The organism is Sphingomonas sp., assembly GCF_036269755.1.
Lineage (GTDB): Bacteria > Pseudomonadota > Alphaproteobacteria > Sphingomonadales > Sphingomonadaceae > Sphingomonas.
Genome location: NZ_DATBDV010000009.1, coordinates 353,665 through 366,040, shown reverse-complemented (window position 1 = coordinate 366,040; position 12,376 = coordinate 353,665). Strand labels below are relative to the sequence as shown.

Below are 12,376 nucleotides of genomic sequence, written 5' to 3'. Positions count from 1 at the left end.
GATGGAAGCGCAGGCGCAAACCGTCACCGCGATCACCGCCGCGGTCGACGAGACTGCGCTCGCCGCCGATTCGATGTCGAACACAATCGCAACCATTCGCGAGGATACTGAAGCCGTGGCAAGCGAGATCGACAGCGTCGGTAAGGGATTCGACTCGCTCGACGGGCAGCTCGGCAACCTCAAGACCTCGGCGTCGGACTTCGCCGCCAAGGTGGCGGCATGATGGTCGCGCTGCGGTGACCGATGACCGACAGCTGACCTGGCAGGAGGAGCTCGAGGAAACCCTCAAGCGCGACTTGCCGGCGTTCGATTGGGACGGTCAGATCATACCGGTCTCTGCCGAGATCGTCCCGATCGTCGCGCCGCATTATCGCCGCGTTTGCGAGATTTTCTGGCAGCACTATCTCGCGCATCCGGCGACCGCGCATGTCCGCGGCTATTACACGCCCGAACAACTCGCGCAGGAAGTCGAGACCAGCGCCGTTTACATGCGCGCCAAGTTCGAAGCGCCGCTCGGTCGCGAATGGATGGAAATGGCGTGCACCAATGCGCGCCATTCGGACCGCGCGGGCGTGTCGCTCGCCCCGCTGCTCGCTTCGCTGACCGCCGCCTATCAGGAAACGCTCAACATTCTGACCGCGGCATGCGGCACCGACAGCGCGCGGCTGGCGCGCTACGCCGATGTGTTGCAGCGGATGTCGTTCGTCGAAGCGCATCTGCTCACCAGCTACGTCTCGCGATTGGTCGAGCATCGCGCGCGCGAATCGCGGCTCGCCAGCGCCGACAAGTTTCGCGAATCGATTGCGGGATCGATCGGCGCCACCGCCGAGCTCGGCACGCGTATCCGCCAGCAAGCGGGCCGCACCACGGCCTCCGCGCGCGGCATGATCATCAAGACATCGGAAGTCGCGGCAGCGGCCGAGCAATCGGCGGTGGCGATGCGCGAAGCGGCGCAGACCGCGGCGGGGCTGATCCGAGCGATCGAGGATGCGCGGATCGAAGTCGAGGCGGCGGCCGATATCTCGACGCGCGCGGCCCATCAGGCGGGCGACGCCGTGACCATCAGCGAGATGCTGAGCGGCCACGCCAAATCGATCGAATCGATCCTCGGGCTGATCCGCGACATTGCCGGTCAGACCAATTTGCTCGCCTTGAACGCCACGATCGAAGCGGCACGCGCAGGCGATGCCGGCCGTGGCTTCGCGGTGGTCGCGCAGGAAGTGAAGTCCCTCGCCAATCAAACCGCGCGCGCCACCGACGACATCGCCGCCAAGATCGCCGCGATCCAATCGGCGACGCGCTCTACCGTCGACACCAATGCTTCGATCAAGGCGACGGTCACCGAAGTTCAGGAAAGCGCGAACCGAATTCGATTCGCAATGGAAGCGCAGGCGCAGACGGTGACCGCCATCACCGCCGCGGTCGATGAGACCGCGCTCGCCGCCGATTCGATGTCGAACACAATCGCAACCATTCGCGAGGACACCGAAGCGGTCGCCAGCGAAATGGGCGCGCTGGCACAGGACGTGAGCGACGTCGACGACCGGCTCGGCGGACTCAAGGGCGCGGCCGACGATTTCTCGGCGAGCGTGGCGGCCTGAGCTTCCGCGCGCTACAGCGGCGTGCATGACCAACATCCTTTTGACCGGCAGCAGCCGCGGCATCGGCGCGGCGATCGCCGACGCGCTCTCCACCGCCCCCAACGTCACCTTCGTCGGGCACGGCACGCGGAGCGGCATCGCCGCCGATTTCGACGATCCGGCGGGGCCGCGCCATTTGTGGGACACAGCACTCGCGCAGCTCGGCACGATCGATGTGCTGATCAACAATGCCGGCGTCTTCGAGGCCAATCCGATCGACCAGGACGACGACGCGTGGGTGGCGAACTGGGAGCGCACGATGCGAGTCAATCTGACCGCGAGCGCCGAACTGTGCCGCCTCGCCGTGCGTCATTGGCAGGAGCGTGGCACCGGGGGCCGCATCGTCAACGTCGCCAGCCGCGCCGCCTATCGCGGCGACAGCCCCGAGCACTGGCACTACGCCGCCTCCAAGGCCGGGATGGTCGCGATGACCAAGTCGATCGCGCGCGGCTATGCGGTGCAGGGCATCCTCGCCTTCGCGGTGTGCCCCGGCTTCACAATGACCGGGATGGCGGAGGATTATCTGTCGAGCCGCGGCGGCGACAAACTGCTCGCCGACATCCCGCTCGGGAAAGTCGCCGATCCCGAAGAGGTGGCGAACGCGGTAACCTACCTCGCCCTCACCGCCCCGCCCTCGATGACCGGCGCGGTGATCGACGTAAACGGGGCGAGTTATGTCCGCTGAGGTGGACAGCTGGAAGACCAGCTTACCCTGCACCCGCGCCGAGGCCGAGGCGATCGACGCCGGAGAGATCCACATCGATGCCGTGCTGATGACGACCGAGGAAGTCGAGGATGACCGCGAGCGCTGGCGGCTCGACGCCTATACCGAACAGCAGCCCGACGCCGCGATGATCACCGCGTTGCGCGCGCTGGTGCCAAGCGCGGGCGCCGCCGAGCCGGAGATCGAGCCGCTGACCGCGCAGGATTGGGTGACGATGAGCCAAGCGGGGCTCGAGCCAATCGCCGAGGGGCGCTTCGTCGTTCACACCAGCGCGCATCCGGTCGCCGCGCCGCCCGGCGGCCGCGCCTTCCTGATCGACGCCGGCCGCGCATTCGGGACCGGGCATCACGCGACGACCTCGGGCTGCCTCGCGATGCTCGACGCGATGGCGGATCGCCAGTTCGACGCCGTCATCGACATCGGCACCGGCACCGGGCTGCTCGCCTTCGTCGCACGCCACTTGTGGCCCGGCGCGCGGGTGCTCGCGACCGACATCGACCCCGCCGCGATCGACGTGACGCGAGAGAACGCCGCAGCGAACGATGTTGCCGGTATCGAGCTGATCGTCGCCGACGGCGCGCTCGACGACGCGATCACCGGCGGAGCGCCGTACGACTTGATCATCGCCAACGTCCTCGCGGGCCCGCTCGTCTCGATGGCGCCCGAACTCGCAGCGATCGCCGCGCCCTATGCGACGATCGTGCTCGCCGGGCTGCTGGAAACGCAGCGGATGCAAGTCGTCGATGCGTATGCCGCCTGCGGCTGCACGTTGGTTGCTGCCGACGTTCGCGGCGACTGGACGATCCTCAAGCTCGAAGCCGGCGCCGAGCGCTACGTCCCCACTAGCCCGATCGACCCCAAAGGCCGCGACGGCTGGGCGCTGGATATCTGACTTCAACCCGCCATTACGAGCATAGCGAAGCAATCCAGACGGTTGGCGGAACGCTGGATTGCTTCGCTACGCTCGCAATAGCGGTTCAGGCTTTACTCTTGGCATAATGCTGCGTGCCGCGCGTCATCACCTCGTCGCCGAGGGCAATCTCCGCCACCGGAATATCCTCCAACGCCTTCAACCTCTCGTATAGCGGCGCGAAGTCGGTCTCGACGGTCATCCGAAGCAGCTCATCGAAACTCGGAATGACGAAATAATTCTGCTGGAAATCGTCGATGCGGTATTCGGTGCGCATCACCCGCGCCAGGTCGAATCCGATGCGGTTGGGACTCGGATCCTCCAGTGCGAACTGGCTCTCCGAATAGCTAGACACGATTCCCGAACCATAGATGCGCAAACCTTCGGGCTCGGCGATCAGCCCGAACTCGACCGTGTACCAGTATAGCCGCCCGAGATACTTGAGCGCGTCCATCGCCATCGCGCGCTGGCCGCCCTTGCCGTAGGCTTCGAGATAATCGGCGAACACCGGGTCGGCGAGCATCGGGACGTGCCCGAACACGTCGTGGAAGACGTCGGGCTCCTGCAAATAATCGAGCTGGTCGGGGCGGCGGATGAAATTGCCCGCGACGAAGCGGCGATTGGCCATGTGATCGAAGAACACATCATCGGGAACCAGCCCAGGCACCGCGACGACCTGCCATCCGGTCAGCTTCATCAACCGATCGGACAATTCTTCGAAATCGGGAATGCCGGGCTTGGAGAGCTTGAGCACGTCGAGCCCGCGCAGATACGCCTCCGACGCGCGGCCGGGGAGCAGCTTCGCCTGGCGCGCGAACAACGTGTCCCATGTCGCATGCTCTTCCGCGGTATAATGCGCCCAATCCTGCGGGATCGTCCAATCGGGCGAAGCGCCGGGGGGCGGAGAATCGAGAGCGTGCGTTTCGGTTGCCATCAAATCCATCTATCACGGGTGCGATGACGAAAGAAATCTCCGGCGCCGCCGCAGTTCCTAAGCCGCCGTCCAAGGCGCAATGGGCCGCCGAGCTGCCACGCATGCTCGGCACGATCGCGAGCATCCCCAAGGCGTGGCCCGAGCTGATGAAGGCGCCGCCGGGTGACGGCCGCCCGATCATGCTGCTGCCGGGCCTGGTCAATTCCGACCGATCGAACGTGGTGATGAAGCGCTATCTCACCGCACTCGGCTATCGTGTCGAAGGGTGGAAGCTCGGGCGCAATACCGGCACGCGCGCGATTGGCGGCGAGGGCGAGAAGCTGCTCGCGCGGTTGCGCCAGTATCACGACGATGCCGGCGAGCCGGTGACGTTGATCGGCGTCAGCCTGGGCGGAATCATGGCGCGGTTCCTTGCCCACCGCGCGCCAGCCATGGTGCGCGAGGTAATCACCGTCAGCTCGCCTTTCGCCGGCGACCCCAAGGCGACCAACGTCTGGCGCACCTTCGAATGGCTGTCGGGCGAGAAGATCGACAGCGACAATGTGGTGGCGCGTCGTGCGGAGATCGCAGAACCCCTGCCGGTCCCCGCGACGGCGATCTGGAGCGCGAGCGACGGGCTCGTCAATGGTTCGATCTGTCACGACGCGCACACGCGATCGATCGAGATCGTGTCGAGCCACATGGGCGTTCAGATGAAACCCGCAGCGCTCCGCGCAATCGCGGAGGTGCTCGGCGGGAATTAGTCCTTCGGCTCGGAATTGCCCGCGCGATAACCCTCATACGGCCCACAATTGGCCGGATCCTTCTTGCACGCTTTGTCGTGTGCCTTGCGTTCGCGGCCCTCGCGCTCTTCGGCCTTGCGCATCTTCTTGCCGTAGTTGCGGTCGGCTTCGGACTGACTGGTCGTGGTCCAGTCGACTGCCTTGCTGGCGACCCTGACCGGCGCGGTGACAACCTTGCCCACGGTACCGAGGCAGCCGCCGGTCAGCAGCGGCATCATCGCGACGAAGGGCAGGAATCTACGCATCACAATAATGTCCTGGTTGGTGGCGGTACGCGATAGGCGTTCCGCGCCGTCACGCCAATAGAGGGGAAATCGGTGAAGAAACCGTCGATCCCGAGCGCGAGCTGGCGGCGGATCGCCTCGGCGACGTTGCCGTGCGCGCGGGGGTCGGCACCGTTCTTGAGGGCGAGGGGCAGAAAGAAATTCTCCGCGCGAAACGTCCAGACATGGACGCGCAAGCCCGCCGCATGCGCGTCGGCGACGAGCGTGGTGGGCGCACCTTCGCCGCGATCGACCATGTCCTTGTTCGGGCCAATCCCCCAGGCATAGGTCGCGACCGCCTTGAGCCCGGCCGGGGTGATCATCGACGCATAGCTCGGGGTGGCGTTGTCGGCAGGACCACCATTGCCGTCCATCAATTGGATCAGGCGGATTTTTGTGATCGAGTGCAGCAGCTTGAGGTTGTCGACCTCGAAGCTCTGGATGAACACCGGCGCGTCGGCCGAGTCCCATCCCGCGGCGCGGAGTTCGGCGACCAAGTGCCGCTCCATCGGCAGGCCGATCGACGCGAAATAGCTGGGATGTTTGGTCTCGGGATAGATGCCGATCGTTCGGCCGAGCTCCTTCGATCGTTTCTTCGCGAGCGCGATGATCTCCGCGAGCGTCGGGATCGCGAACTTGCCGTCATACGCGGCGTTGGCCGGGCGCAGTTGCGGCAGGCGCTCCCTGGCGCGCAGCGTCTTGAGTTCGGCGAGCGTGAAGTCCTCGGTGAACCAGCCGGTATGGCTCTGCCCGTCGATCGTCCTGGTGGTCTTGCGGCCGGCGAATTCGCGATGATCGGCGACGTCGGTGGTACCGGTAATGTCGTTTTCATGCCGCGCGACGAAGACCTTGTCCCTGGTCAGGACGAGGTCGGGCTCGATGAAGTCGGCGCCTTCCTCGATCGCGAGATCGTAGCTGGCGAGCGTGTGCTCGGGGCGTTCTCCGCTGGCGCCGCGGTGCGCGATGACGATAGGACTGGAGAGCGACGACATCCGCGCACTTTGCCCCGCCGCGAGGGGCGATGCCAGCGCGACGGCAAGGATGGGGGTGAGCGCCGCGGCAAGAAGGCGCTTGAAAAGTTTCATAAGCGGACCGATTCCAGTCTAGAGCGGTTTACCTATCCCGCTTTTTCCGACCGGAGGCGAATCTCACGTGAGCGAACCCGTCAACCACGTCGTGATGGATGCACCCTATCGCCCCGCCGCGCTCGACCAGGGGCAGCAGGGCCTGATCGGCAAGCCGGTCGACCGTTACGAAGGGCCGCTCAAGGTCACCGGCACCGCGCAATATGCGGTCGAGGGCGCCCCGGCGGGCACGCTCTACGCGCAGATCGTCGGCGCGACGATCGGCGCCGGACGCGTCGTCGCGGTCGACGCCCGCGCGGCGGAGGCGATGCCCGGCGTCGTCGCGGTAATCACCGACCATGCCGACTTCGTCTCCGGCGGCGGCAACACGCAAGACCCGATGCCGGGCTGGACTCGCGAGATCGATCATTTCGGCCAGGCGGTCGGCCTGGTCGTCGCCGACACGCTGGAGACCGCGCGCGCCGCCGCGCTCGCGGTGGCCGTGACCTACGAAGCGCGCGAGGGCCGCTACGATCCGCGCGAACAGCCGGTGATCGAGGATCACGGCATCGGTTTCCTGCCCAACATCGTGAAGGGCGATGTCGACGCCGCGATCGAGGCGGCCGCAATCCGCTTCGACCAGACCTACACCACGCCGCCCCACTATCCCGCCGCGCTCGAGCCGCACGCGACGACCGCGTGGTGGGAGGGCGACACGCTCGTGCTGCGCGCGTCGCTCCAGGTGCTCGGCGGGGCGAAGGCGACGGTGGCGAAGACGCTGGGGATCGACCCGGCCAAGGTCCGTATCCTCGCGCCCTATGTCGGCGGCGGGTTCGGCGGCAAGACCGGGGTCGGGCCGGAGACGATCATGGCGGCGGTCGCCGCGCGCGATCTCGGCCGGCCGGTCAAGATCGCGCTCCCGCGGCGGCAGACGGCGTTCCTGGTCCATCATCGCGGCGACACCGTTCAGCGCGTCCGCATCGGCTGCGATCTGGAGGGCAGGATCACCGCGTTCGCGCACGACAACATCACTTCGCAAAAGGACAATAAGGGGTTTCTCGAGCCGGTGCCGTTCGGCACGCTGCCGCTCTACGCCGCCGAGCATCGCAGCTTCACCACCGCGCTGACTCGAGTCGATCTGCCGCCATCGGGCGCGGTGCGCGCGCCGGGCGAGGCGGTCGGCACGTTCGCGGTCGAATGCGCCATGGACGAATTGGCCGAATTGGTCGGGATTGACCCGATCGAGCTCCGGCACCGCAACGAGCCCGAGGTCGATCCGACGAGCGGCAAGCCCTTCTCCACGCGGCTGATGGTGCGGTGCTACGATGAGGGCGCGGAGCGCTTCGGCTGGAACCGCCGCGACCCGACGCCGGGATCGGTGCGCGACGGGGAATGGCTGGTCGGGATGGGGATGGCGGCCGCGTTGCGCGGCAATTTCACCGTCAATTCCGAGGCGCGTGTCACGCTTACCCCCGAGGGTCGCGCGGTGATCGAGACCGACATGACCGATATCGGCACCGGCACCTACACCATCCTGGCGCAAGTCGCGGGCGAGATGCTGGGGTTGCCGGTGAGCAGCATCGACGTTCGGCTGGGCGACACCGATTATCCCGCAAGCGCGGGGTCGGGCGGGTCGTTCGGCGCCGGCAGCTCGGGCTCGGCGGTGGCGCTGGCGTGCGAGAATATCCTCGCCGAACTGGCGCGCCGAATGAATGCGGCGCCCGAGGAATTGGTTTTGAAGGACGCGTGCGTCTCGGTCGGCGACCGCGCGACGCCGATTGCCGAGCTGGTCCGCGATCGCCCGATCGTCGCGCTCGGCAAGACGGGGCCGGGCAAGGAAAGCCGCCACACCAGCCAGGCGAGCCACGGCGCGCAATTCGCCGAAGTCGCGGTCAACGCCGTCACCGGCGAAGTACGGGTCCGCCGGCTGATCGGCGTGTTCGACGTCGGCCGCGTGCTCAACGAAAAGACCGCGCGCAACCAGATGGTCGGCGGGATGGTGTGGGGGATCGGCTATGCGCTGAGCGAGGACGCGGTGGTCGACACGCGCACCGGACAGTTCGTCAATCCCGACTTTGGCGAATATCACGTCGCGGTGAACGCCGACGTGCCCGCAGTCGAGTGTCATTTCATCGAGGAAGTGGACGACAGCGCGAATCCCGTTGGGGCCAAGGCAGTGGGCGAGTTGGGAATTTCGGGGGCGGGCGCGGCGGTGGCGAACGCGATCTACAATGCTTGCGGGGCGCGGGTGAGGGATTTCCCGGTGACGCTCGACAAATTGCTCCCGGGATTGCCGCCAGTATGAACTTGCTGTTCCGTCATGCTGAACGTGTTTCAGCATCCAACGCGCAACAAGCGACACCCTCGCGAGGGGAGAGATGGACCCTGAAACAAGTTCAGGGTGACGGCGCATTTCGGGCGGGGCGGGATGGCCGATAACGACGCCGTGATCGCCGCCGCCGAAGCGTGGCGCGGCTCCCCGATGGCGATTGCCACCGTGGTTTCGACCTGGGGCTCCGCCCCGCGCCCGCGCGGCAGCCATATGATCGTCCACCAGGCCGGCAGATTCGAAGGATCGGTGTCGGGCGGCTGCGTCGAGAACGACATTCTCACGACCGCCGCCGACGTGATCGCCGGCGCACCATTCCAGGTGAAACGCTACGGCGTCGCCGATGCCGAAGCGTGGGAAGTCGGGTTGCCGTGCGGCGGCGAGATTTCGGTCATGGTCCAGCCAGTCTCCGCCGAGGGTTTCGACCCCGAACTGTTCGACCGGATCGCCGAAGCGCGCGCGAACGGCGCGGCCCTCGACGTGATCACCAATCTCGACACCGGCCAATCGAGCCTGCGCCCGATCGAGGGAGCGGCGTTCGTCAATCGCTACGACCCGCCGCGGCGTTTGCTCATCGTCGGCGCGGTGCAGATCGCGCAAGCGCTCGCCGGGCTTGCGCGCGAGCTCGGCGTTGCAACGACGGTCATCGACCCACGCGCGCGCTTCCTGACCGAGGAGCGCTTCCCCGGCGTGACGCTCGACGACCGCTGGCCCGACGAGGCGGTCGCGGCCTTCAAGTCCGACCCGGCGACCGCGGTCGTAACGCTCAGCCATGATATCAAGATCGACGATCCGGCGCTTGCCGCAGCGCTGGCCGCGCCGACCGGCTACGTCGCCGCGTTGGGATCGCGCCGCAGCCACGCCGCGCGGCGCGAGCGGCTCGCCGCCGCTGGCATCAGCGAAGCCGATCTCGATCGGATCGATGCGCCCGCCGGGCTCGATATCGGCGCGATTGGCCCGGCCGAGATCGCGCTGTCGATCGCCGCCGCGATGGTTGCTGAATTCCACCACAAAGTGCGGCATGATCGCGCCTGAGACGACGGCGCTGATCCTGCTCGCGGCGGGCAAGTCAGAACGGTTCGGGCTGTCGGATAAGTTGACGGAGATGTTCCTCGGCCACCCGCTCGGCATGCACGCGGTCACCGCACTCGAGGCAGTGCCGTTCGCCAAGCGGATCGTGGTCACCGACGGTGTGAAGCTCGATTATGCCGCGCGTAGCTATGAAGTCGTCCACAATCCCACGCCCGAACAGGGCCTGTCTTTGTCGGTTCGCCTAGGCGTGACGGCAGCGCGGGGACCGGGCGTCGAGGCGGTGCTGATCGCGCTCGCCGACATGCCGCGGATCACCGCGACTCAGATCCACCGCCTGTACGAAGCCGCCGAGGGGCCGTCCACCGTGGTCGCATCGAGCGATGGCGTCAGGCCCCGGCCCCCGGTGCTGTTCGGCGCCGGGCGCTTCGACGCGCTCGAACGCCTGGAGGGCGATGCCGGCGCGCGCGATATGATCCTCACGGGGCGGCACGTGGTCACCAATCCCGGCGAATTGATCGACGTCGATACCGAAGAGGAACTGGCGGAGCTGCGCGCAAAGTTCGGGCAGGTGCGGCGGCGCTGAGTCCCCCCTGAGGGAGAGAAGAAATTATTCCAACTCCAGAATGACCTGATCCACCGCCAGGCTATCACCCGCCTTTGCCTCGACCGACTTGACCGTCGCTGCTTTCTCCGCGCGCAGGATATTCTCCATCTTCATCGCCTCGACCACCGCGAGCGGCTGTCCCGGCTGGACGCTGTCGCCGACCCCGACGGCGAGCCGCACGAGCAGCCCCGGCATCGGCGCGATCAGGAATTTGGAGAGGTCCGGCGGGACCTTCTCGATCAGGTGCTGCGCGTAGGGCGCGACGTGCGCGGGGAGCACGCGCGCGACGTGCGACGCGCCGCGCGTGGTGAGCTTGAACCCGGCGCGAGTCCTGGCGATGCGCACGGTCAGGTCCTCATCCTCCAGCTCGGCGGTCACGCTGCGGTCGCCCGGGGTATAGTCCATCGCGATCGCGAGGTCGGCGCCGTCGACCGCGATGCCGTCGGTCGACACCGTCACGCCATGGTCCTGCCCATCGATCCGCACCGTCCAGGCGGCGGGCGGACGCAGCCTTTTGCCAAGTTGGCCATCGATCCGACGCGCGCGATCCGCCTCGGCGGTAGCGGCGAACGCGGCGATCGCGGCAAGCGCCTTGAGCAAGTCGGGCGACGCAGGCGCGCCGTGGAACCCTTCGGGATATTCCTCGGCGATGAAACCGGTCGTCAGCGCGCCGGCGCGAAAGCGCGGGTGCTGCATCAGCGCCGACAGGAAATCCAGATTGTTGCCCGGGCCTTCGATCTCGAACGCGTCGAGCGCCGCGACCTGCGCGTCGATCGCTTCCTCGCGGGTCGGCGCCCAGGTGATGAGCTTGGCGATCATCGGGTCGTAGAACATCGACACCTCGCCGCCTTCGAGGACACCGTCGTCGACGCGGACCTTAATTCGCCCCTCCCCTTCAGGGGAGGGGGCGGGGATGGGGGAAGTCTCACCGAGAACGGCATCCGCGGCACTGCCCACCCCCAATCCCTCCCCTGAAGGGGAGGGGCTAGGAGGATTATAGCGTACCAACCGTCCGATGCTCGGCAGGAAGCCACGATACGGATCCTCCGCATATACCCGGTTCTCGATCGCCCAGCCGCTGATCCCGATATCGTCTTGCGTGAAGCCCAACTTCTCCCCAGCCGCGACGCGGATCATCTGCTCGACCAGATCGAGCCCGGTAATCTCCTCGGTCACCGGGTGCTCGACTTGGAGCCGAGTGTTCATCTCGAGGAAGTAGAAGCCCTGCCCGGTCTTATCGGCCCCTGACACGATCAGCTCGACCGTCCCAGCCGAATAATACCCCACCGCGCGTGACAGCGCGACGGCTTGCTCGCCCATCGCCCGCCGCATCTCCGGCGTAACGAACGGCGACGGCGCTTCCTCGACCACCTTCTGGTGGCGACGCTGCACCGAACATTCGCGCTCATTGAGATAGACGATGTTGCCGTGCTGGTCGCCGAGCACCTGGATCTCGATGTGGCGGGGGCTATCGATGAACTTCTCGATGAACACGCGATCGTCGCCGAACGATGCCAGCCCTTCGCGCTTGGTCGCTTCGAAGCCCTCGCGCACGTCCTGCTCGCTATAGGCCAGCCGCATCCCCTTACCGCCGCCGCCGGCCGACGCCTTCATCATCACCGGATAGCCGATCTCGCCGGCGATCTTCACCGCCTCGTCGGTGTCGGCGATCTCACCCAGGAAGCCGGGGACGACATTGACCCCGGCGGCCTTGGCGAGCTTCTTCGATTCGATCTTGTCGCCCATCGCGGCGATCGCATTGGGCGGCGGCCCGACGAACGCGATTCCCGCGTCGGCGCACGCCCGCGCGAAGCTCTCGCGCTCCGACAGGAAGCCGTAGCCGGGATGAATACAATCGGCCCCGGTGATCTTGGCCGCGTCGAGGATCAGTTCGGCGAGCAGATAGCTCTCCGCCGCCGGCGGCGGCCCGAGCCGCACGGCTTCGTCGGCCATCAGCACGTGCGGACTCCGCGCGTCAGCGTCCGAATAGACCGCGACCGTCGCAAGCCCCATCTTCTTGGCGGTCCGCATCACGCGGCACGCAATCTCGCCGCGATTGGCGACCAGGATTTTCTTGAACATGACGGCCCCTAA

11 protein-coding genes and 1 pseudogene are annotated in these 12,376 nt (G+C 66.7%); 8 read left to right on the top strand and 4 right to left on the bottom strand.

Annotated elements, in window-relative coordinates; all coding sequences use genetic code 11:
• The 4 genes and pseudogenes from VH326_RS08410 to VH326_RS08395 form a co-directional block, all read left to right on the top strand.
• Positions 1–223, top strand: a pseudogene (locus VH326_RS08410) (chemotaxis protein); the annotation flags it as partial.
• A gap of 13 nt (positions 224–236) precedes the next feature.
• On the top strand, positions 237–1,601 hold the full coding sequence (locus tag VH326_RS08405; protein ID WP_329631354.1) for a methyl-accepting chemotaxis protein: 1,365 nt from the start codon (positions 237–239) through the stop codon (positions 1,599–1,601).
• Positions 1,602–1,626: 25 nt separating this feature from the next.
• Positions 1,627–2,325: an SDR family oxidoreductase gene (locus tag VH326_RS08400; RefSeq protein ID WP_329631353.1), complete on the top strand. Its 699-nt coding sequence runs from the start codon at positions 1,627–1,629 to the stop codon at positions 2,323–2,325.
• Positions 2,315–3,256: a 50S ribosomal protein L11 methyltransferase gene (locus VH326_RS08395; RefSeq protein WP_329631352.1), complete on the top strand. Its 942-nt coding sequence runs from the start codon at positions 2,315–2,317 to the stop codon at positions 3,254–3,256. The genes VH326_RS08400 and VH326_RS08395 overlap by 11 nt, the downstream gene beginning before the upstream one ends.
• An 85-nt stretch (positions 3,257–3,341) precedes the next feature.
• On the opposite strand, the gene phhA is transcribed toward VH326_RS08395, so the two are convergent.
• Positions 3,342–4,208 (bottom strand): phenylalanine 4-monooxygenase, encoded by an 867-nt coding sequence (gene phhA, locus VH326_RS08390; RefSeq protein ID WP_329631351.1) that lies wholly within the window; start codon positions 4,206–4,208, stop codon positions 3,342–3,344.
• A gap of 23 nt (positions 4,209–4,231) precedes the next feature.
• Here phhA and VH326_RS08385 point away from each other — a divergent pair, with 23 nt between their 5' ends.
• The gene (locus VH326_RS08385) at positions 4,232–4,951 is read left to right on the top strand and encodes an alpha/beta hydrolase (RefSeq protein WP_329631350.1); all 720 of its coding nucleotides are present in this window, start codon (positions 4,232–4,234) and stop codon (positions 4,949–4,951) included.
• On the opposite strand, the gene VH326_RS08380 is transcribed toward VH326_RS08385, so the two are convergent.
• Positions 4,948–5,235 (bottom strand): hypothetical protein, encoded by a 288-nt coding sequence (locus VH326_RS08380; RefSeq protein ID WP_329631349.1) that lies wholly within the window; start codon positions 5,233–5,235, stop codon positions 4,948–4,950. The two genes, VH326_RS08385 and VH326_RS08380, sit on opposite strands and share 4 nt — an antisense overlap.
• A complete protein-coding gene (locus VH326_RS08375; RefSeq protein WP_329631371.1) occupies positions 5,235–6,245 on the bottom strand; it encodes a glycerophosphodiester phosphodiesterase in 1,011 nt (336 codons plus the stop codon). The genes VH326_RS08380 and VH326_RS08375 overlap by 1 nt, the downstream gene beginning before the upstream one ends.
• 187 nt (positions 6,246–6,432) lie before the next feature.
• On the opposite strand from VH326_RS08375, the gene VH326_RS08370 reads away from it, so the two are divergent.
• The 3 genes from VH326_RS08370 (at position 6,433) to VH326_RS08360 (ending at position 10,261) form a co-directional block, all read left to right on the top strand.
• Positions 6,433–8,622 (top strand): xanthine dehydrogenase family protein molybdopterin-binding subunit, encoded by a 2,190-nt coding sequence (locus tag VH326_RS08370; protein WP_414714263.1) that lies wholly within the window; start codon positions 6,433–6,435, stop codon positions 8,620–8,622.
• Positions 8,623–8,745: 123 nt separating this feature from the next.
• The gene (locus tag VH326_RS08365) at positions 8,746–9,681 is read left to right on the top strand and encodes an XdhC family protein (protein WP_329631347.1); all 936 of its coding nucleotides are present in this window, start codon (positions 8,746–8,748) and stop codon (positions 9,679–9,681) included.
• Positions 9,668–10,261 carry a nucleotidyltransferase family protein gene (locus VH326_RS08360; protein ID WP_329631346.1) on the top strand — a complete coding sequence of 198 codons (594 nt, stop codon included), beginning with the start codon at positions 9,668–9,670 and terminating at the stop codon, positions 10,259–10,261. The genes VH326_RS08365 and VH326_RS08360 overlap by 14 nt, the downstream gene beginning before the upstream one ends.
• Before the next feature lie 24 nt (positions 10,262–10,285).
• On the opposite strand, the gene VH326_RS08355 is transcribed toward VH326_RS08360, so the two are convergent.
• The gene (locus VH326_RS08355; RefSeq protein ID WP_329631345.1) at positions 10,286–12,364 is read right to left on the bottom strand and encodes an acetyl/propionyl/methylcrotonyl-CoA carboxylase subunit alpha; all 2,079 of its coding nucleotides are present in this window, start codon (positions 12,362–12,364) and stop codon (positions 10,286–10,288) included.
• Positions 12,365–12,376: the final 12 nt, after the last annotated feature.